We start from the raw sequence: 22,774 nt of genomic DNA on the forward strand, positions 1-22,774 counted from the left end.
CGATAAGTCTCTAAAATAAATAAGTGGAGAAAAACAATGCGTTTTTCTCCACTTGCTTTTATTTTTCGATTTTTATCTGAAAGTAGCTGGCGGATGCCGGCTACTTTCAGGAGGTTGTGGGGAGGCAAGCTCCCTTTCTTTATTGAATATTCATTGTATCGAGAAAACGCTTGAAATCATATAATACAATATGGAAAGACAGAAATGAATTGACGAACTGCTTTTCCATATTGTAATATATAAATTGTTTTAGCACATTCTAGAATAGAAAGGTGGGCAGTTAGAGAATTTTTTATTGTAAAGCGCCTGGACTAAGCAGGAGCGGACATCTGCTTAGTTGACGAGGAGGAGGTTTATCGAAGTTTCGGCGGATGCCTCCCGGTTGCCTTCCCGTACAGCCGTAAAGTCACGTCTTAAAACAAAGAGGCGACTCTTTGCACAAAAAGACTGTGACATAACGGGATACATTTTACAAAACATGTGTGAGGGGACAGAGAAGCTTTGATGGCTGGAAAGAGATCTGTCCCCAGTTGTTCAGGCTTCTTTTGTCCCCTTTAAATGGGGAGGAAACTAAAGACTATGTGCGGAATTGTAGGATATATCGGACAACAAGACTGCAAGGAAATTTTATTGCGCGGTTTGGAAAAATTAGAATACAGAGGCTACGACTCTGCAGGTATTGCAGTATTAAACGGAGAAGGAACATATGTATTTAAAGAAAAAGGACGCATTGCGGAGCTTCGTGAAGGTGTGGACGCAAATGTTTCAGCTTCCATCGGAATTGGCCACACACGGTGGGCTACTCATGGAGCGCCTAGCAAAGAAAATGCGCATCCTCACCAAAGCGCATCCAAACGCTTTACACTTGTGCATAACGGTGTCATTGAAAACTATTTGCAAGTAAAGCGTGAGTATTTACAAAATGTTGAATTAAAAAGTGAAACGGATACGGAAGTTATTGTTCAAACAATTGAACAATTTGTCAACAAAGGTTTAAGTGTCGAAGAAGCATTTCGCCAAACATTATCCTTGTTGAAGGGATCTTATGCGATCGCTCTATTAGATGAAAATAACCGAGACGTGATCTATGTTGCGAAAAACAAAAGCCCTCTTCTTGTGGGACTTGGCGGAGACTTTAATGTTGTTGCTTCAGACGCCATGGCAATGCTGCAAGTAACAAATCAATTTGTCGAATTAATGGATAAAGAAATCGTTATTGTCACTCGTGATCAAGTGACAATCAAAAATTTAAACGGGGACGTAATAGAACGCGCTCCATATACTGCTGAACTTGATGCAAGCGACATTGAAAAAGGAACATACCCTCACTACATGTTGAAAGAAATTGATGAACAACCGCTTGTTATACGTAAAATTATTCAAAAATATCAAGACGAACACGATCAATTAAAAATTGATCAAGAAATTGTTCAAGCTGTTCATGAAGCGGACCGCATTTATATTATAGCGTGCGGAACGAGCTATCACGCAGGGCTTGTAGGAAAGCAATTAATCGAAAAATGGGCAAAAGTACCGACAGAAGTGCACGTTGCCAGTGAATTTTCATACAATATGCCGCTTTTATCAAATAATCCGCTGTTTATTTTCATTTCACAAAGCGGAGAAACGGCAGACAGCCGTGCAGTGCTTGTTCAAGTGAAGGAGCTTGGACATAAAGCATTAACTATAACAAATGTTCCGGGTTCAACTCTTTCCCGTGAGGCGGACTATACGCTGCTGCTTCATGCCGGGCCTGAAATTGCGGTTGCGTCTACAAAAGCATATACAGCACAAATTGCGGTTCTTGCCATTTTAGCAGCTGTTGCAGCTGAAACAAAAGGAATCAAGCTTGATTTTAACCTATTGCAAGAACTTGCCATTATTTCGAATGCAATGGAAACACTATGCGGCCAAAAGGATGAAATGGAACAAATTGCCCGGGACTATCTTTTGACAGCTCGAAACTGCTTCTTTATCGGCCGTGCCGTTGACTATTACGTCTGCTTAGAAGGCGCGCTCAAATTAAAAGAAATTTCCTACATTCAAGCGGAAGGATTTGCCGGCGGCGAGTTAAAGCATGGAACCATTGCGTTAATTGAGAACGGAACACCGGTCATTGCTTTATCAACCCAAGAGCATGTAAACTTAAGCATTCGCGGAAATGTAAAAGAAGTTGTTGCCCGCGGTGCATATCCATGCGTTATTTCCATGAAAGGACTTGAAGAAGACGATGACCGTTTCATCTTGCCAAAAGTTCATGAAGATCTAACACCGCTTGTTGCCGTCATTCCAATGCAGCTCATTGCATACTACGCTGCTCTTCACCGCGGCTGCGACGTCGACAAACCACGCAACCTAGCCAAAAGCGTAACAGTCGAATAAAGCAATTGGGCAGTGGATATGTGGCTTTGAATAAAGTCATACCGTTTATAAAAAATTGCACAGTTTTACCCCTTTAGATTATGATTGTCTAAAGGGGTGTTTTTATGTCCAAAAGAAGAACATTTAAAGCTGATTAAAGTAGATCGTGGCTCAAGTATAGGTTTTGATATTGGCATTGGTTAAACATTCAAGACGACCTTTACTAGATCGCTCTGCTCGTTTAAAGGGAATTAAAACGAATAACAGCACAGATTTAGAACGAAACCACTTTTATTTAACTGAATATTCTGATTTTCATCATTGATATTGGAGAACAGTTTCCTTTATTGCCGTTGGAAGAAACAATTGTCATTTCCAATTGTAGTGCCCGGATTAAGCGATAAACCGTTTCCCATCCAGTAATTCCGTCTTCAGTCACTTCATTAAAACCAGCTCTACCGCCATAGGTTTTATTCAGTCATCTTTGAACCTCTAAAACTCTTTCATCCATTCTCCTTTTCTCCTTTCTTTTCTATTAACTTACAATTCAATCTTATTTTGTTTAGAAAAGAGAAAAATATAGTAAAAATCTTTAAAAAGTCAGGAAAAAGTAAACAATTCATTTAATCTTTTTTACGGTGATTTATAAAATTTTTGTAAAGTTATTATTAGCTCAAAAAGTTTAGTTTGTTTTCTGCAAGAAAAAAATACAGAGTGTTGCAGTATATCTTTATCAAAATTTTGAATAAATATACATATATGTATGTGATCTATCCATCAAGGGCTTGACATGGATTCTCTAACGAGAAGCGTGCTTAAATGAAATGTCAGAGAAACAACGTGAAATGTTGATTTATAGGGTGATAACTTAAAGAAGGATTTTAGGAATAGTGGAACATATAAAAGATTGATCAAAGATGCAAATATCGAGTATAAGTAAGCAATCCGAAGATTTTTCCGAGGCTTTTCCGTCAGACTTTCTTTTTCTTCTGCCTAAAATCTCTATAATCCCTTTACCGATGAGATCTCAGACTTTCTTGGTCTTTTTCCTGTGTTGTTTCTCACGGTATAGAATCGAAATTTGAAAATAAGTATTGCAAAAGAATGTTGAGACTTAAGGATCTAGATGTAACTAACGTTTAAATCCCTCATTTCAAAAGTGGAACGAATACTTCTTCTATTAATTATTCATGTAAGGTTTCAATTCCTCATAGTTAAGATAAAAACTTGGAGATACGGGAAGAAAGTTTTCTCTACGATCTCGCTTCAATTCCTCATAGTTAAGATAAAAACAATTAGGGCTGCATTCGAATCTATTTTAGACATCGTTTCAATTCCTCATAGTTAAGATAAAAACCCAAAAAAACGTTGTTAAATAAGCATTTCAATTTTTAATGCTTGACTGGTTATTTTTATTTTAACGAAAAGGGGAATTTTTATCAAATCTTTGATTTGCTTGGGCTCAATAAAGATTTGAAAGAGTCGTCGATCCCCGGGGATTTTTGCACGATTGGGGGTCGACGACTCTTTTTTATTTCCGTTTAAAACAGATTTCAAAGTTTGCCTGCCGACAATGAAATCCATGTTGTATCAACCATTTTACCTGACCCATCTGTTTTAATAAAGTAAACATCCGGCTCATTCCCTTCTCATTCAATTTTGGAAAAATTGGTTTAGGTCTATTCGATCGGTTCCTACGATCTAAAATAAGAACATGATCTGAAAAACGAATGGTATTTTTTACTTAAAATTCCCTTTTTTTCTTTCAATTTACCAAAACTTCCATTATTCTCTTATATAATGAAACAGACAGCTATTCCACATATTGGAATCCATTTCGTTTCAATCGGAGGCATAAAGGCAGTGGATGTCAAGTATATCCCTTCTGAATGGGAAAAGACGAAGAAAGGTATTGGCGATCTGGTCGGTCTCGGTGTATGGGGCAAAGGCATGATTGATAAATTAAAAGATCTAAACGATCTTCTCGAAGACGTTCAAGCAGACATCGCCAAATATGACACAGATGGTGTCATCTCTTTCACCCACACAGACCGAAAAAAACAATATCAACAATTATATGAAGATTATCTCGTCTTGCACCGCTTTAGCAGCCGTGTCGGAGAAATTGTTGACCGCACCATCGATGATCTGTTTTATCAAGAGATCGATGCTTTTGTGGAAGCGATGCACAACTTATCCATATCAAAGATCAAAACGAAAAATCACATTGGCGCCAAAAAAACGGTCGTCGCTCCCGGAGCATACGGCACGCAACAAACAATCGACGTGCCGAAAGCGGAAGTTGGACTAGAAGATCTGTTCAGTGGCAGCAACTACTATGCTAAGTTGGTAGAACGGGAATACGCTTCATGGAAAGAACTGAACCCTAAAGCAAATTTTTCGAAACAAGAATATATACAGAAAGCATTGAATTCCCAAGCTTTCCAGTATGAATCGATCAAAGACGGGCAGATGAACAAAGAGTTTTGGGGGCAAATAACAGCACTTGCTGTCATAGTAGGCACTTCTTTCATTTGTCCGCCAGCAGGGATGGCATTGGGGGCAGCTTATGGTACACTGGAATTAAGTTCAGCCGTTTCCGGAAAAGACTGGATTTCAGGGAGAGAGTTGAAAACAGACGAACGAGTATTTCGTGGTGTCCTTTCTCCATTGGATATCGTCCCTGGCGTAAAGGGGCTTTCCACATTCAGCAGCGCCGCCCGTTTCTCCCATCTAAGAGAAGCCAGTGATCTAAAATTATTAGCGACGAAAACGGGCTTGCAGTCCAAATCATTTGTCCGGGATATGGTGGTTCGTGCGGAAAATGGCATATTCCCCCGCATTAGAAATGCTAAAAGCTTGGCAAAAGAAATCCCGCACCATTTGAAAAACAAAAGCGCAAACAGTGCACTGAAAGCCGGCCGGTTCGTAGACAACGCCCTGACCAATCTGAAAAATTCAATCCCTGGCCGGCAAATGGGATTGGCCATGGAAGGGATTGGGAACGTTAAAGTTCCGCCCGAAAACACCAATGGATTGGAGAATAAAGTTCGAGCTTATCTGAGTGAGAAGACGGGGTTAAATCTTCTAGGCGAAGGTAAAGCAGGCAACGATGGCGTTGAACTTGGCACTAAGGGTACTGTTAATCTTAATTCAGTTCCATCTGTAAAGAATGGTGAATTTAATAGATGGTTTAATTCACTAGCTCCTGATAAGTTTGATAAAGTATGGTCTGACCCTAGGTTAAGAAAAGCCATTGAAAGTAGACTTAGACATCCAGGTGGATTTCATGAGTGGCATTTAGTATCTCGAGCTCCTACTTTTAAACGGTGGGGTATAACAGCAGAACAAATTAAGGAATTAAGAACTGCTATAGAAGATGTGAAGTTTGTTAATCCAAAAGGAGTTCATGGCGGGAAGGGTTCTACGAAAGCTCATAATGAATTGTTAGAGATTATTGATTCTTCACCAGATTATGCAACATTTAAGAGACGACTCCAAAATTGGGCTAATTATAGACTAGAAGGTGGAGTGGAATCTTTACCGGAAAGTCTTAGACCGTAAAAAAGCTAAGGAGGAGTATGAAATATATGGAAAAGGAAGGGTTTGTATCATTATTTATTGGCAACTCTAAGTCATATAAGGATCTTCAAAACTATATTTTGAATAGTTATACAGAAGATGGAGATTTACTACCTTCCGAATTTGAAAAAGACTTTAACATTGATTACTATAATGAAGATTTTAGAGAAGTAGAATTCTATGATGAACCATCGAATGATTTACGTGTTCTACTTGAAGGTTTTTCTTATGATGAGGAGATAATTCCAAAATTTATAGAGCTTTGCGGTGAGCGTTTAAATCAAGAAGCGAACTCAGTTATTTTACTTTATAACTTTCAATATAATGGAAATGTCAATGAAAAAAATCAGTTTAGATTTTTAGGAACCGTACAATATAAGTAATTATAAACACCTTGAATGAGTGTGCGACACTCTTTCAAGGTTTCTTTTTTTATTTTATAAGAGGGGTGAGTGCCAAATAAACCACTATTGATACAGCCTATACTCATAACCTACGGAACTTGGAAAGAAGCATTGATGTTTTATTCAGTAAATTTAATCGAAATTTTTTACAAAACTAGATAATTTTGTACACGAATAATAAAACTGTTTAAAAATATATAATAATTGTTTAAAAATCAGGGCGATATAAAAGTTTTAACGCCTTACCCATTTACATGGCAACGATTATTTGTCTCTTTACAATTTTTCATAAACTGAGTAAGATAATTTCTGTAAAATTGAATATGATTAAATCGCTGAATCCTTTTAAGGAGCGGGGGAACCATTTTGTAACGTTTTGTTACTTGGGGTGAATCCTTGAAAAAGGAGGGGCTACTCTCATAGTCCTAATCCGACAGCTAACCTCGTAAGCGTTTTGGGAGGGATGTAAGTTGAATGATGTCTTTTTGGCCACTGAGTACATCCTCAGTGGTTTTTTATGTTTATGAAGATGCACATAAAAGTCCATACAGTTCATCAAGCTATAAGAGAGGAAAAAGCCTAATACTTTTAAGAAAGAAGGATTCTTGAAAATGGCTTATTTGAAACGGTTATTCATCGGTTCGCCAATGGAAACGAAACGATTGAAACATGAAAAATTACCAAAATGGAAAGCATTGGCAGTATTTTCTTCGGATGCATTGTCTTCCGTAGCGTATGCAACAGAAGAAATATTATTAGTATTGATGATATTAGGAACCAGCGTGTTTTTTTATTCCTTACCCATAGCTTTGGCGATTGTAGGGCTTTTAGTCATTGTGACTTTATCCTATAGACAAATCATTTATGCCTTCCCATCAGGAGGCGGAGCTTATGTAGTGGCAAGAGACCACATCAATACCACCACAAGCCTAGTAGCAGGCGCAGCATTAATGATTGATTATGTTCTTACGGTTGCGGTTAGTATTAGCTCAGCCGTTGCGGCTCTTACTTCTGCTTTTCCAGCCTTGCTTACTTGGAAGGTGGAAATAGCCATCGCTCTTGTATTATTGCTCATGATTTTAAATTTGCGGGGAATTACCGAATCAGCCACTGTATTTGCCTATCCAACCTATTTATTTATTATTTCAGTACTAGTTCTCATTATTGCAGGAGGATGGAAATTATATAATGAAGGATGGCATGGTTTTAATTATGCAAATCACGCTACACCTGAACATTTCTTCGCTAGTGGATACGGAGTGTTTATTTTATTAAGGGCTTTTTCATCCGGTTGTTCAGCAATGACAGGAGTGGAAGCCATTAGCAACGGTGTGCCATCGTTTAGACCTAACAGTTCCAAAAATGCTGCAATTACAATGGGATGGATGTCTTTACTGTTAGGCATCATGTTTCTAGGTATTACAATTTTAAGTGCCGGCTTTGGAGTGACTCCAGCCGAACATAAGACTGTCATTTCTCAAATTGGAAGTCACGTCTTTGGCAATAGCATATTATTTTATATTTTTCAGATGATCACCATGTTAATTTTAGTATTAGCTGCGAATACAAGTTTTGCCGGATTTCCGCAGCTTGTTTCGATTATAGCTACTGACCGTTATTTGCCGAGAAGTTTAGCAGCGCGCGGAGATCGTTTGGTGTTTTCCAATGGAATTATTCTCTTAAGTATTTTAGCGATCATTTTAATTATCATATTCCATGGTAAAACACATTCTCTGATCCCGCTGTATGCAGTCGGAGTATTTCTTTCCTTTACGATCGGTCAATACGGTATGATTAAAAAAATATGGAAAGAAAAATCGAAAAGCAATATGGCCACATTGTCGATCATTATCACTGGAACAATTGCTACAGGATTAGTAACGATCATTACCGTTATAGCGAAATTTACACACGGTGCATGGTTAGTGATTGTAGCCATTCCATTAATCGTTGTCTTGTTTAACAAAATTCATGCTCATTATGAAACATTAGCTCAGCAATTAAAATTGGATAAAAGTGATCGGACTGAAACAAAAGAAATTGTGACTCCAAAGGTGATCATCCCGATTTCAGGCATTAGTAAAGTCGTTGATCAATCTGTACAATATGCAAAAAGTATTTCAGACGATATTACAGCCATTACAATTGTTTTTGCCGAAGAAGAAGAACAGAAAATACGCGACAAATGGTATAAGTTGTATCCAGATATCGAGCTGAAAATTATTTATTCACCTTATCGGACAATCCTTTCTCCATTATTGGATTACATTAATAAAGTAGAAAAAGAAACAAAAGGAGCAACCATAACTATTTTAATGCCTCAATTTATTGTGAAAAAATGGTGGCATACTTTACTTCATAACCAAACAGCGATCTTTTTAAGATTCTTTTTGATCCTGAAAAAAGACATCGTCATTGCAACGCTTCCGTACCATTTAAAAGAATAACATCTGGCTTTTGGCACTTGCTTAGGCGTTGTAAGTGTATATGAATCCGAGGATATATGTTCGAATTTCAAGAGCATATATCCTCTTTTTTTCATACGTACATCTATCCGAATCGATTCTGTATGCGGATATTAATAATGCGGCTCTTAATAACAGTTTTGATCATTAATTAAATGAAAACCATACGCACAGCGGTGTATGGTTTTCGGAAAGCTTTAAGCGAGGTATAAAAAAGCCCCTCCTAGTATTTTGGCTCGCCAACCAAATTTTATCTAGCTAGAAGAGAACTTTTTATGTCTTCTGACTTAAATAGTTAGTCACATACAAAATGTAATTGTAAGTAATCATATCATCTTTGCTGATGAGTTATAATAAATTGAAGAAGATAGAACAGCCAAAGCCGAAATCACAACTGAAACATGATGGAAAGCTCTTTTAAAAAGTTTAAGTTGGTGTATTTTTCGGATCCCAAAAATGCTGAACGATTAGCCCAAGAACCTTATCTTTCCATGACATGAACCATATTTTCTTTTTCGATACAATAAAGTCTATTGATTCTCTTCGTTTCCGTAAAAGATAGGACTCTTTATTTCTTCTGCTTTTATCAAAGTCTGTAATTGTTCATCTGTAATTTTATTTTCGTCATTATTTTTTTCAATAAACCCCAATATATCCAAGTATCGGGTTCTCCAATTTACAAAGGTAATGAAGTGATGAAGCCAAAGAACATTGAAATAACCCATTAAAATTGGTTTTTAGTCCTGGGAAAGATATTTAAATTTTGAAATATCAGCTCTATCAATCCCATATGTTTCTAATACCTCTCGAATATAATCATCTGGATTCATGTTAAATAAAAAATCTAAGTTCCAACTACAATATGCTTGTGCTACATGACCTAATAAATTTTCGGTTAACGCTGCTATTTCACTATGTTCTATGTTTAATTCCTCTATATTTCTATTTGAAATAAATTGAACCTTTATATAGTTTTCTCTCGGCTCAAAAAATTGCTTATCTGTTTCACTAAGCCAAGAATAGTCCTTCAATGTACTTGGCCTCTTTTTATCTTCAATAATCAAAAAATTTGTACTTTCTATGTCGGGTATTTCAATTTTCCAAATTTCAAGTGAATTAGATTTTAGTTCTCTACTAATTATCATTTTTTTGATTCCACTCCTTTATATTATTTCATAGTAATTGTCAATAAATATATATCCCGAAGATAAGTATAATTCATCACCACTTTTTGTGATTTTGGCAAAAAAGAAGAAAACACTTACGAAAACCTGGCAATAATGTTAGCTACCACACAAACATAAGGAGGTTTCGTAAGTGCTTTCTATATCACTAGAATTTCCAGAATTTGAAGTGATTAAACAACTTTTTTTCTCCAATCAATATTTTGTTCATGTCCAAAAAAAAGTCATGAGGAATTGACAAGGGAAATTCGCTTATGGCTGCGAACTGCACCGACTCTCTCTGCTGGATAATAATCAAAATACCCGGCCATTTCAATTCCGGGGCGAGAAATATTACTCGTCGTGATCGGGCGGTTAATCACCTCTTCTCCGCTGATGAGCTCTAATTGAAACTTTTCAATTATGTCTCTCGTTCGTACCTTTGGCAACCTTTTAACCTCCTTTATCACAGCAATCCAATATATCATTTTTTATTTTAGCATTTTTCACTCTGAACCAAATTTTCATCAAAACACAGTGCCTTTTCGTTTTTACTGCTCATTGCGTTATATACAGTATCCAATTGTTAGAATGCTTTTTGCTCTAGTTTGATAGATAAATATTTTTGGAATGGTCTAGACAACTATACTAATAGCTGATAACATGAAATTGTAAACGGATTCATATTATTTAAATGATTATCCTTACAATAAGGGGGAAAAGCTGTGCGTAAAGAAGAGCGTTTGGCCAAAGAAATTATAGAACAGTTAGGTGGAACGGAAAATATTGCTGATCTTGCTTCCTGCATGACTCGTCTCCGAGTTAAACCTATTGATTACGAAAAGGTAAACCTCAATGGGTTAAAAAATGTTGATGGTGTCATGGGCGTAGTTGAAGCAGAAACATTACAAATTATTCTTGGACCCGGAATTGTCACTAAGGTTGCGAATGAGGTTTCAGACTTAACAGGTCAAAATATAAGGAACATTGACGATGAAAACAATAATCCCTTTGAAGGATTGGCAGCCAAAACAAAAGCTGAATTGAAAGAGAAAAACGCAACTCCTTTCAAGTTATTTTTACGAAGAATTGCCAGTATTTTTATTCCATTAATTCCTGCAATTGTTGCTTCTGGTCTTATTGCTGGAATAACAAATGTAATTGTCCGTTCAGGTGCAGATCCTGAATCAATCCTTATTCAGATACTAAACTTTATCGGATGGGGATTATTTAATTACCTCGGTGTCTTTGTGGGAATTAATACTGCAAAAGAATTTGGAGGATCTCCTGCTCTTGGCGGTGCGGCAGGTATTTTAATCATTAACCCTGGACTTGCCAACATTACATTATTCGGAGAAGAACTGGTGCCGGGAAGAGGCGGTTTAATTGGAGTCATGCTTGCAGCTGCATTTATCGCGTTTCTCGAAAAGCGGATCCGCAAATTTGTCCCTTCAGCTGTAGATATCATTGTCACGCCGACTCTAGCTTTACTCATTACCGGTATCGTAACACTGATCGTCCTGCAGCCTATCGGCGGCTTTATATCTGACTTGATTACAAAAGGGCTTTTAGGGCTTATTGATATGGGAGGAATAATTGCAGGGCTTATTCTCGCCGGAACATTCCTTCCTCTTGTTGTAACAGGTTTGCATCAGGGTCTAACTCCAGTTCATATGGAATTGATCAATAAAATCGGAGATGACCCTCTACTCCCGATACTTGCCATGGGCGGAGCCGGCCAAGTTGGTGCCGCATTTGCAATTTACTTTAAAACGAAAAATGAACGTTTGAAAAAAGTAATTAAAGGGGGTCTTCCAGTTGGAATTCTTGGAATCGGCGAACCTTTAATTTTCGGTGTAACCCTGCCTCTCGGACGCCCATTCTTAACAGCTTGTCTCGGGGCAGCCGTCGGCGGGGCATTTCAGGCATTCTTTAAAATTGCCACCATCGCAATTGGAGTCTCGGGAATTCCGTTAGCTTTCCTTGTACACACGGATCAAATTATTCTTTATCTGTTAGGATTACTCGTTGCTTATTTCTTCGGATTTATTTTTACCTGGATATTTGGATTTAAAGAAGAAATGGCGAAAAATATCTAGCTGATAAACTTATTTTTTGAAGGAGGATACATAATTCCTCCTTCTTTCCGTATTGATTCATTTTCGTAAAATTCTGACTATAATGAGGTGATCATATGATCGGAATCTCCATTTATTTAAGTGAAGAACGGACAATACAGAACGTTCAATGGATTGAAAAAGCAGCATCTCTGGGATTGCGTTCTATTTTTACATCCCTTCATATTCCTGAGGATGATCCAAACACTTACCTATATCTTCTCAAAGATTTAGGAAGCTTGGCGAAAAAGTTTAACATGGAGCTTTTCGCAGACGTTTCCCCGAAATCTCTAGGCTATCTCGGTCTGGATTTTCAGTCGTTGGATGAATTGGTTCAATGGGGACTGACGGGAATCCGTGTTGATTATGGATTTACATCCGAGGAGATTGTTGAGCTTTCGAAAAAAATGAAAGTCGGTATTAATGCAAGCACCGTATCAGAGACGGAAATTGACATCTTGATAAACAAAGGGCTTATCGTTAAGAATGTCGAAGCGTGGCACAATTTTTACCCCCGTCCAGAAACTGGATTAGACACTAACTTTCTCATGAACAGAAACCGGTTTTTAAAATCGAAAGGTTTCACAACAGTAGCCTTTATCCCGGGAGATAAAGAGATGCGGGGACCTGTCTATGCCGGATTGCCGACCTTGGAAAAGCACAGGACCGCATCACCTGTTACTGCTGCAGCTGAATTATTCCATTCATACGATACAGACAAGGTTCTAATTGGCGATCTTTCTGTTACAAATGATACTCTAAATCGCTTATCAATTATCGGAAACGGTATGATTCCATTAAGAATGAAGCCTATTAATGACCGAATCGAGAAGCAATTATTTAACCAGATCCATACAAATCGAATGGATCCAGCCAGGGATGTAATTCGTTCAGTTGAATCCCGTTCCTATGCTCAAAAAGGTACTGTACTTATTGCACCATCAAATCAGATGGAGCGGAAGAAAGGAACGATTACCATTGATAATCAATTATATGGACGCTATGCAGGAGAACTGCAAATTACCATTCATGATTTGCCAAAAGATGATCGTGTAAATGTAATTGGACATGTTATCGAAGAGGATCTCCCCCTTCTATCATTCATAAAAGCCGGAGGAAAATTTCAATTTATGGTGAGGGATTGAATATGAATATTTCAAAATTAAACACGGAACAACGTAATCCGAAAACAATGGATATTGACTTGATGTCTACCGAAGAAATCATTTCTGTAATTAACCAGGAAGACACACTTGTTCCAAATGCCATCGCAAGAGAAATTCCAGTCATTGCGAAAGTCGTTGATCTGATTATTGATTCCTTTAAAAAAGGAGGACGGTTAATTTATGTTGGGGCCGGAACCTCAGGTAGAATTGGAATCCTTGATGCATCTGAGTGCCCTCCTACTTATGGAACGGATCCGAATATGGTCATCGCAATGATTGCCGGAGGGAAAAAAGCAATAACCGAAGCCATCGAAGGAGCGGAAGATGATTTGGAGCAAGGTAGTAATGACTTAAGGAATTTACATTTAACTCAAAAAGATGTAGTTGTTGGAATTGCTGCAAGCGGCCGCACCCCATATACAATAGGAGCATTACAATATGCAAATGAAGTAGGAGCCTTAACTGTTTCTGTTGTTTGTACAAGGGACTCAAAAATGGAAAAAATCTCAAAATATACGATTGCCCCGATTGTTGGTCCTGAAGTCATAACAGGCTCTACAAGAATGAAAGCCGGAACAGCACAAAAACTTGTTCTTAATATGCTTTCAACAGCTTCTATGATTAAGATGGGAAAAGTATACAGTAATTTAATGGTTGATGTCCAAATGAAGAATGAAAAGTTGTTTAAAAGGGCTGAAAATATTGTTAAAATGGCTACCGGTGCGGATTCAGAGGAAGTTAAAAAGGCTCTAGCTGAACAAAACTACAATACAAAAGCGGCTATTTTACAAATTGTAACTGGCTTAAAAGGAAACGATGTCATAAACCTATTAGAAAAGCATTCCGGTTATTTGCGGAATGCAATTGAGGGATTTTATTCTTTAACATAAATTCCTTACTAACCATCTATAGATCTGCAAAAGAATGGAGATGAAGTCTATGAACCGACTTCTTTTAAAAAACGGAAAAGTGGCACTAGAAAAAGAGATCATAAATAAAGGCTTTATCTATATAGAAGGTAACAAAATTATTGATATTGGTAATTTAGACAGCCTTCCCAGTCTGAGCAAAGATATACAGGTTATTGAATTGCCAGAAGAATACATTTCAGTTCCCGGTTTTATCGATCTTCATATTCACGGAGTGGGTGGAGCAGATACGATGGACGCAACGACAGAAGCATTATCAACGATGTCGGGCATTCTTCCGGCTGAAGGAACGACAAGCTTTTTAGCAACAACCATTACACAGGAAATAAAGAGCATTGAAGATGCCTTAAAAAACGTTGCAAATTACCGGAAACATCATAATGAAGCCGGAGAAGCTGAAATTCTCGGCATTCATCTTGAAGGGCCGTTTATCAATGAAAAACGGGCCGGAGCTCAGCCTGTCGAGCATATACTCGCGCCGGATATTGACCTTTTTAAACGATGGCAAGAGTTGGCTGAAAACGGGATAAAACTTGTAACGATGGCACCTGAACAAGAAAACGGCTTGGAGTTTGTCCGTTATCTGGATCAATCCGGAGTCGTTGCCTCAATCGGCCATTCGGATGCGACATACGAAGAAACAGTAAAGGCTGTGGATGCCGGCGCGAAACATGTCACCCATTTATTTAACGGAATGAGAGGACTGCATCATCGCGAGCCCGGAATCGCAGGAGCAGCTCTTCTACTGAAACAATTGATGGTCGAAATCATTGCAGACGGAATTCATGTCTGTCCTGAAATGATTCAACTTTCTTTGCAGACAAAAGGAACAGACCGAATGATTTTAATTACAGATTCTATGAGGGCGAAGTGTTTAAAAAATGGAACATATGACCTCGGAGGCCAGGATGTGACCGTAAAAGATGGGAAAGCACTGTTAGAAAACGGAACCCTCGCCGGAAGCATTTTAAAAATGAAAGATTCGATTCAAAATATGATACAATTCACAGGGATTTCACTTTTAGAAGCTATTCAGTTGGCAAGCGTAAACCCGGCGAAACAAATGGGTGTCTATGACCGTAAAGGAAGCTTGGCACCCGGAAAAGACGCTGATATCGTCATTCTTGATGAAAACAATGAAGTGTTTACGACTTTCTGCCGCGGAAAATTAGCATATAAAAAGGGAGGAGAGAACTGAGTAAAATGAATATTATAAAAGCTGAAAATTATGATGAAATGAGCCATATGGCTGCAAGAAAAATCATTGAAAAGGTAAGGATCAATCCAAAAATAACACTTGGACTTGCGACCGGGAGCACTCCTATAGGCGTTTATAAAAAATTAATTGAAGACCACAAAACGAACGGAACAACTTATAAACAAGTCACAACCGTCAATCTTGATGAATACAGCGGAATCGACCGAAACGATCCAAACAGCTATCATTATTTCATGTGTGAACAATTGTTCAACCATATTGATATCCCGCATGAACAGACTTACATTCCGGACGGGATGGCGAAAGATCTTCAACTCGAATGTTCACGATTTGAGAGCGTCGTTCAAAAACTTGGCGGTGTGGACGTTCAGCTTTTGGGAATCGGCCATAACGGTCACATCGGCTTCAATGAACCGGGGACTTCGTTTAAAAGCCGCACTCATGTCGTAGCACTAACTGAAAGTACACGAAAAGCAAATGCTCGATTTTTTCCTTCTATAGAAGACGTGCCTGCTCATGCGATCACAATGGGAATTGCAACGATCATGGAAAGCAAGGAAATTATTTTACTAGCATCAGGCACATCAAAAGCAGAAGCAATTGCAAGACTAGTAAATGGCGAAGTAAATGAAGATTTCCCGGCATCCTTACTAAAGCTTCATAACAATGTGACAATCATTGCGGACAAAGATGCATTGCAATTGGTTTAGCTTCACAACAAGGAGAGTTTTCAATGATTGATAAATCATCACCAATTCCGATATATTATCAGCTGGAAGAATTTATAAAAAAACAGATTGAAAATGGTGAACTGCAGCCGGATCAAGCAATTCCTTCAGAACGGGAATACGCGGAGCGCTATCAAATCAGCCGGATGACAGTCCGCCAGGCCATCAACAATCTTGTAAACGAAGGGTATTTGTACAGACAAAAAGGCCGTGGAACATTCGTTAGCAAACAAAAGGTGGAACAGCGGCTCCATGGTCTGACCAGTTTTACAGAAGATATGCTCGAACGTGGAATGAAACCAAGCAGCAAGTTATTATCCTTTGAAGTGATTCCGGCCGGCTTGGAAACAGCCAGCCATTTAAAGCTAAAGAAAAACGCTCCCGTATATGAAATCAAACGGGTCCGTCTTGCGGATGACGTTCCGATGGCCTTAGAAACTACTTATGTTCCGGCCAATCTAGTAAAAGGGCTTACGGAAGAAATTATCCATCAATCCCTTTACAGTTATATCGAAGAAAAATTAAACCTGGTGATCAGCGAGGCATTCCAGCAAATTGAAGCATCAATTGCCAAGGAGTCAGAGATAAAGCATTTGCAAATCGAAAAAGGATCGCCGATATTGTTAATATTACGAACCTCTTATCTTCATGACGGGACGCCATTCGAATTTGTAAAATCAGCATACCGGGCGGATCGGTATAAATTTGTGCATACTTTAAAAAGGCAAAGGTTTTAATATCAAAATCAAAATTTTCTCAATGATTAAGGGGCTGTCCAGAATGTCAAAATCCACTGAAAGAAACATCATAAGTATTGATATATCAGCGTTTCTAAAACATTAAAGGGGCGTCTATAAGCCGGAAAATCGACTTATTAGACACCCCCTTCTTACGATTAGTCAAGAGGTTTATCAATACTGTAGTTGAGCAATTTTCATTACAATAATTACCATGTAAAAAGAGACAAACGGAGTACCCCTTATGCCACATGAAGCTGTTTTTTAACGACATCAATGGGAATATCTTGTTTCGCTGCATCGTAAATAAACTCCACGAGGCTATGTCCTTTCTTCTTTCGAAGGAAGTCAAGCCCGGTAGAGAAATCGCTGTTGGATTCGACCATACTGTACACATAAGCGAGTTGCACCAAGATCCAATACCGTTTCACCGCCCGACGTTGACGAACGCGGTACCCATCGAGCTTCAGCTGGTCTTTCGCTTGTCGAAAAAAGCATTCGATCGACCAACGCTGGGCATAGTAGCGCAAGATCTCTTCATCGCTTAGCTCCCGGTCGGTGCTCAAGACGCAGTGAAGATGTTCAGGTGTCATCGGCTGATCGGCTTTCCAAGCCAACAACACAACGGCATCATCGAGACCTTTCAGCGCTCCCTCGTAGCGATACACGCGATAACGCTCTTCTCCCACCGTGACGAGATGGGTGTCGTTCGGTTCGATATAGCGGGCAAACTGTTTGGCTTGGATGGCGATGCCTTTTGGATAAAGAACCCGATTCGTCTTGAGCATCGCAATGACGTGGAATCCTTTTTTCAGGCAGGCTTCCACGAGTGTTTTCGATGGGTACCAAGAATCCATCAGCACATAAACAGAACCGTGCACATCCAAAGAAGAAAGCATCTCGATGGCCCATTGACCCTTGCTTTTCCCATCCGCCTTGTCGTAGAGGCGAAACGCAAAGGGAAAGGCTTGCGTCATCGTATGAACCATGAGCCAGACGAGAGAGTGTCCCCAAATCGACTTTTTGTCCGCGTGAGAATAATGCCAATTACACCCTTCAATAGCGTGTTTCGCCTGTGACGAAGGCTTCGTTTTTCGGCAGATCGTATCATCGATCGAAACAAAAATGGGGTGATTCTTTCGCTTGGCCGTTCGTTCCACATGACGAAGCATCCACTGCTGGAGTTTGCGAAGCAAGATTTCTTCATCCCAAGGGCTTTTCGTGAAAAAATGGCTCAGTGTCGTTCGATGGTTGGGATGAAAGCTCTCATGATGCAGATCGGTCAAGGTTCCCACAAATCCTTTCGTTGTCAGCGCATCGATAATATGAACGAGATGCTTCATGACCGGCTTAGAGAAATAAAGGGCCAGCCCCAACATTGCGAAAAACTTGTCGATTCCTTGGTGATGTGGTAGTCTATTCATGAGACATGAACCTCCTTGAGAATGGTTTGGTGACACATCTATTCTAATCAAGGAATCGGGTTCATGTCTCCTTTTTTGTTCGGATGTAAATTTATGTTAGTGAATTTGCTCATCTACAGTCAATAGTTATTTGAGATAATGAATCTTTTTTTGGTGGAAGGGGTACCCCCTCCGCCAAAAAAAGATTTTCGCATACCAAATAGACCTAGCGATTTTTGCTTTTTTTCGCTAGGCCCATTATGTTATACTTTTCCTACACAATTACGAAGATACTGAAGCGATTTCGTAATTGTACGTTAAATTGTGTGTAATAAGGTGGAAGAGGCACTTCAATAACTTATTCACACATGCGATGGACGCAACTTTATGACATTTGTTATAGGGTTGCGTTTTTAATTTGTCGTAGTATTCTACAAAATGATTGTGTCCAAAGCGTCGTTGGCGGATCATATTTTGAATCGTAAAATAAAGGATTTTGCGCAGATGACTGTTGCCACGCTTATTGATTTTATCTTTGTAAAACAATGTGCCTGATTGAAAACGCCTTATATCAATTCCTGCATGGGCATTGAGTTGCTTATGATTTTCGAAGCGTGTCATGTCGCCTATTTCTTAAATCAAACGAACGGCTGTATTTTTCCCTATACCAGGAATACTGATTAATATTTGATATTCATTTCGTTCTTCTGAAAGAACAACCATCTGCTAAATCAGTTCCTCACGTTTTCTCAAAATAGCTAAAGTATGTAGAAGTCTTCACTTCACCTTATCGATTCCCTTTTCTTATACACGATCTCAAGGATCCAACATACTGAAACCGATTCTTATAAGGGCAGTGAAGTAGGCCAGTTTTTCACTACGAACTCAAGGTTCTGGGGCTGTCACGACCTATTCTCCACTTCTACTAAAAAAAAATAGTAGCACAGACCATGGTCGTGGTCTGTGCTACTAATCTTAGTATGTTTCGTTTTAATTTCCCGCTTACCAATTCATGCGTAAAGTAATCCCCACCTGTATTCAGATGGGGATTTCATGTATGCTTTATTTAGATTTTTTAGGAACACGGCATTCCTGCGGAAGCGTCGGTGACCATGGCAGGAATTTAGCTAATTTTGTTTTATCTGTCGTATCTATATTGGTAAGCTCTTGAAACAGGTAGCAAGGTAGTTGAATGAATCCAACTCGCTCCAATTTTCCTTGGCTGTCTCCACAACACTATATAGATGATCGTACTGGACCTTGCTCCTTTTGACGTATTACTGAAGAGCCAGTTTTTGCGACCGATCACAAAAGGTTTAATTGACCGTTCCCCGCGATTATTATCGATCTCCAAATGGCCGTCCTCTAAAAATGTCTCCAACCGCTCTCATTGGGTACGACAATACTTGATCGCTTTGCCAAGTGCGCTTTTTGGCAGTACGCGCGGCATTTGCTCTTTAAGCCATGACAAAAAAGCCTCAAGCACGAGTTTGCAGTGCTCCAGCCGTGCTTGATAGCGCTCCTCTGGACTTGCATCTTTTAAGCTTGCGCTCAATTTCAAAAAGTTTATTGCAATAGGCCAGACCTTCCTTTGCTTTGACGGTGGAAGTGCTCGCCGATTCAGGCAGTACCTGCAGGGCTTCTGTGAATTTGCGGCGGGCATGGGCCCAGCACCCGACCAATTTCACATCGGGGAGGACGTTATAACCCGCATACCCGTCCACATGCAAATATCCCCGGAAGCCGTCAAAAAAAATGCGTGGGTGCTTGCCTGAACGGGTTTGCTGGTAATCGTATAAGACGATAGGTGTATCCCCGCGACCGGTACGATAAAGCTATATGTAGGAAGTCGACGTTGCTGGCCGATCCGGTTCAGACAGGACCTGCAAGGTTGTCTCATCCTCTGGAAAGGTGGGATATTTGATTGGAGAGAGATCATTATTAGAAAAAAGTTGGACAAAATGCCAAAAACAAAGGCATTTATTGAGGAAGTCGTTGAGTCTGCCCAAGATTTCCGCTTACGTAGGGTTAAGCAAATGCTAAATGAAATAAATGAGGTGGGAGAAGTAATCAAAGAGTGGAAAGTATTAAGGGAGTCTGGGGATTAAAAAACAATTTTATGGTGAGGTAAAGGATATAATCCAAAAATATAGGATCAATTAAATTTTTAATCTTGTTTTTCGCATCTTGTTCTATTTCATTTATGGAAGATCTTATTGCTAAGTCAGCATTTTCTTTTACTTCTGTTTTGGTTTGACCAAAAATCCAGTACAGGACTATTTAATTCTTCTAAGCAATAAAAGAGAAAACTAAAGATTAGATATTTCTTTCACTATTGAGAACAATGGATCAAGAATAAAAACAACAGAAAAGAGAATAGACGCTTTCCAGGGTACCTTCAAGAATTTTGTGTAATGTAAGTCTGATCAGAAGAATAATTGTATAAAAATTTACAATTTTGTGAAGGTCAAAGTATAACGTTTGACTGTACAGTTTGATTATAATATGATCTTATTAGAAGGGTAAAAAGGGGGTATAGATGGATGGGGTCGTCTATAAAATTGGTGAACTAGCAAGTATAGCAAATGTTTCTAAAAGAACAATCGATTATTATACAAAACTAGGCTTGCTTAAAGCAGAACGGTCCAAATCGAATTATCGATATTATGATTCATCTGCTCTTGAGGATTTAAAATTAATTGACCATTACAAAAAACTGAATTATTCATTAGACATGATAAAAGAGAGGCTAGAGTTGCATAGAAAAAAAACAGCAGCAGAGGAAGAACTTATTCTTAAACAAGCCAAAACAATTGCTGAACATATGAAATTATTGGAGGATGAAATTAAAGAAATTCATGATCTTTTAGGCAAATTGGATGATGAATGTAAGAAAAAGATTTCGAATCAATTGTCTCCACAGACGATGGCATTATTACAATCATTAATCATGTTTTTAGGATGATAAAGAGAGATCTATACAAGGGAATAGTGAAAAAAGCATAATTACTGTTGACATTTCGTTATTAGGAGGTGTAAGTCGTTCCTTTTTCTAGGGGAACGGCCGTAGTTTGGAAATATTTAATTTATTTATGGTTGCTGTATTAATTGGTTTCACAGCATTTTTCGTCGCTTCTGAATTCGCCATTGTAAAAGTCCGATCTTCAAGAATTGATCAGCTTATCTCGGAAGGAAATAAAAATGCTGTTGTAGCTAAAAAAATCATTTCCAATTTGGACGAATATTTATCAGCGTGCCAGCTTGGAATCACCATAACAGCATTAGGTTTAGGCTGGCTAGGAGAACCGACTGTTGAGCATCTTCTTCACCCCGTTTTTGAAAAAATGGATTTTTCCCCATATGTGTCTAATATACTGTCATTTGGAATTGCTTTCGCTGCGATTACATTTTTACATGTCGTGATTGGAGAATTGGCTCCGAAAACGGTAGCCATTCAAAAGGCAGAAGCTATTACATTATTAACAGCAAGACCCTTAGTTTTGTTTTATAAAATCATGTATCCATTTATTTGGGCATTAAACGGTTCTGCAAGGGGCATTATCCGTTTATTTGGCTTAAAACCAGCTTCCGAACATGAGCTTGCACACTCAGAGGAAGAGCTGCGGCTTATTTTATCTGAAAGCTACAAAAGCGGCGAGATTAACCAAACGGAATACAAATATGTGAATAACATCTTCACGTTTGATGACCGGATCGCAAAAGAAATCATGGTTCCCCGAACAGAAATTGTTGCACTTGATAAAAATAAAACCATTAAAGAAAACTTGGAAATCGTCAAAAAAGAAAAATTTACAAGATATCCGGTAATTGACGGAGATAAAGATCATGTTATTGGCCTTATCAACATCAAAGAGGTATTTACAGAAATCTCCTCTTACGATAGCTTAAATACCGAAAAATCCATAGATGATTTTGTCCGTCCAATTATTCAAGTCATTGAATCCATTCCAATCCATGATCTGTTGCTGAAAATGCAAAAAGAACGAATACACATGGCGATTTTATATGATGAATATGGCGGTACATCCGGTTTGGTCACAGTTGAAGATATTCTTGAAGAAATTGTCGGTGAGATTCAAGATGAATTTGATGAAGATAAAAAACCCATCATCCAACAAATAAATCATGATCGAGCCTTAGTTGATGGCCGCATCTTAATTAGCGAGATAAATGATTGGTTAGGGTTGAAAATTGAAGAAACGGATGTAGATACACTTGGCGGATGGATGTTAACTGAGCGTTATGATATTAAACAAGGGGAAAGTATTGAATTTGGACCGTACACCTTTCACGTAGTGGAAATGGCCGGGAACCATATTAAAACGATTGAGATTACTAAAATTGATAAAGGCTCGCCAGTTCTAGTAGAAGATTAATCATAATAAGAATTGGCGACAAGATCCCCCGCTAGTAGAATACAAAAAAGTCTGCCAAAAGGTTTCGATATTTCAACCCACAGGGGAATACTGTAATCCCCAA

14 protein-coding genes, 4 pseudogenes and 1 riboswitch are annotated in these 22,774 nt (G+C 38.6%); of the genes and pseudogenes, 13 read left to right on the top strand and 5 right to left on the bottom strand.

What is annotated here, in order from left to right:
- Positions 1-579: 579 nt before the first annotated feature.
- From glmS to RI196_RS01140, 5 genes and pseudogenes are all read left to right on the top strand, one after another.
- Positions 580-2,382, top strand: a complete 1,803-nt coding sequence (gene glmS, locus RI196_RS01125) for a glutamine--fructose-6-phosphate transaminase (isomerizing) (RefSeq protein ID WP_130158663.1) — start codon at positions 580-582, stop codon at positions 2,380-2,382.
- Positions 2,383-2,478: 96 nt separating this feature from the next.
- Positions 2,479-2,741 (top strand): annotated as a pseudogene (locus RI196_RS18475) (hypothetical protein); the annotation flags it as partial.
- Between the two features lie 1,483 nt (positions 2,742-4,224).
- A complete protein-coding gene (locus tag RI196_RS01130) occupies positions 4,225-5,925 on the top strand; it encodes a hypothetical protein (protein WP_311066749.1) in 1,701 nt (566 codons plus the stop codon).
- Positions 5,926-5,951: 26 nt separating this feature from the next.
- Positions 5,952-6,326 (top strand): immunity 22 family protein, encoded by a 375-nt coding sequence (locus RI196_RS01135; protein ID WP_063386469.1) that lies wholly within the window; start codon positions 5,952-5,954, stop codon positions 6,324-6,326.
- A 344-nt stretch (positions 6,327-6,670) separates the two neighbouring features.
- Positions 6,671-6,814: riboswitch (cyclic di-AMP (ydaO/yuaA leader) on the top strand.
- Positions 6,815-6,958: 144 nt separating this feature from the next.
- Positions 6,959-8,794 carry an APC family permease gene (locus tag RI196_RS01140; protein WP_311066750.1) on the top strand — a complete coding sequence of 612 codons (1,836 nt, stop codon included), beginning with the start codon at positions 6,959-6,961 and terminating at the stop codon, positions 8,792-8,794.
- Positions 8,795-9,549: 755 nt separating this feature from the next.
- On the opposite strand, the gene RI196_RS01145 is transcribed toward RI196_RS01140, so the two are convergent.
- Both RI196_RS01145 and RI196_RS01150 read right to left on the bottom strand, forming a co-directional pair.
- The gene (locus RI196_RS01145; RefSeq protein WP_311066751.1) at positions 9,550-9,957 is read right to left on the bottom strand and encodes a hypothetical protein; all 408 of its coding nucleotides are present in this window, start codon (positions 9,955-9,957) and stop codon (positions 9,550-9,552) included.
- Positions 9,958-10,268: 311 nt separating this feature from the next.
- Positions 10,269-10,424, bottom strand: a pseudogene (locus RI196_RS01150) (HPr(Ser) kinase/phosphatase); the annotation flags it as partial.
- Positions 10,425-10,700: 276 nt separating this feature from the next.
- On the opposite strand from RI196_RS01150, the gene RI196_RS01155 reads away from it, so the two are divergent.
- The 6 genes from RI196_RS01155 (at position 10,701) to RI196_RS01180 (ending at position 16,871) form a co-directional block, all read left to right on the top strand.
- Positions 10,701-12,074, top strand: a complete 1,374-nt coding sequence (locus RI196_RS01155; RefSeq protein WP_311066752.1) for a PTS transporter subunit EIIC — start codon at positions 10,701-10,703, stop codon at positions 12,072-12,074.
- A gap of 95 nt (positions 12,075-12,169) precedes the next feature.
- Positions 12,170-13,237 (top strand): DUF871 domain-containing protein, encoded by a 1,068-nt coding sequence (locus RI196_RS01160; RefSeq protein ID WP_311066753.1) that lies wholly within the window; start codon positions 12,170-12,172, stop codon positions 13,235-13,237.
- A gap of 2 nt (positions 13,238-13,239) precedes the next feature.
- Entirely contained in the window at positions 13,240-14,148 is a 909-nt protein-coding gene (gene murQ, locus RI196_RS01165) for an N-acetylmuramic acid 6-phosphate etherase (protein ID WP_311066754.1), read from the top strand.
- A gap of 49 nt (positions 14,149-14,197) precedes the next feature.
- Positions 14,198-15,385, top strand: coding sequence for an N-acetylglucosamine-6-phosphate deacetylase (gene nagA, locus RI196_RS01170; RefSeq protein WP_311066755.1), 1,188 nt, complete (start codon positions 14,198-14,200; stop codon positions 15,383-15,385).
- Between the two features lie 5 nt (positions 15,386-15,390).
- Positions 15,391-16,116: a glucosamine-6-phosphate deaminase gene (gene nagB, locus RI196_RS01175; protein WP_311066756.1), complete on the top strand. Its 726-nt coding sequence runs from the start codon at positions 15,391-15,393 to the stop codon at positions 16,114-16,116.
- A 23-nt stretch (positions 16,117-16,139) separates the two neighbouring features.
- Positions 16,140-16,871: a GntR family transcriptional regulator gene (locus tag RI196_RS01180; protein WP_311066757.1), complete on the top strand. Its 732-nt coding sequence runs from the start codon at positions 16,140-16,142 to the stop codon at positions 16,869-16,871.
- Positions 16,872-17,113: 242 nt separating this feature from the next.
- On the opposite strand, the gene RI196_RS01185 is transcribed toward RI196_RS01180, so the two are convergent.
- From RI196_RS01185 to tnpC, 3 genes and pseudogenes are all read right to left on the bottom strand, one after another.
- Positions 17,114-18,295, bottom strand: coding sequence for an IS701 family transposase (locus RI196_RS01185; protein ID WP_063388773.1), 1,182 nt, complete (start codon positions 18,293-18,295; stop codon positions 17,114-17,116).
- Between the two features lie 261 nt (positions 18,296-18,556).
- A pseudogene (locus RI196_RS01190) lies at positions 18,557-19,000 on the bottom strand (transposase); the annotation flags it as partial.
- Positions 19,001-19,336: 336 nt separating this feature from the next.
- Positions 19,337-20,175: pseudogene (gene tnpC / locus RI196_RS01195) on the bottom strand (IS66 family transposase); the annotation flags it as partial.
- 638 nt (positions 20,176-20,813) lie between these two features.
- Here tnpC and RI196_RS01200 point away from each other — a divergent pair.
- Together RI196_RS01200 and RI196_RS01205 are read left to right on the top strand one after the other, a co-directional pair.
- Positions 20,814-21,239, top strand: coding sequence for a MerR family transcriptional regulator (locus RI196_RS01200; RefSeq protein ID WP_063386472.1), 426 nt, complete (start codon positions 20,814-20,816; stop codon positions 21,237-21,239).
- A gap of 106 nt (positions 21,240-21,345) precedes the next feature.
- Positions 21,346-22,671: a hemolysin family protein gene (locus RI196_RS01205; RefSeq protein ID WP_063386473.1), complete on the top strand. Its 1,326-nt coding sequence runs from the start codon at positions 21,346-21,348 to the stop codon at positions 22,669-22,671.
- The last annotated feature ends 103 nt before the right edge of the window (positions 22,672-22,774 follow it).

Origin of the sequence: Aeribacillus composti, assembly GCF_031760945.1 — a bacterium.
Classification (GTDB): domain Bacteria; phylum Bacillota; class Bacilli; order Bacillales; family Aeribacillaceae; genus Aeribacillus; species Aeribacillus composti.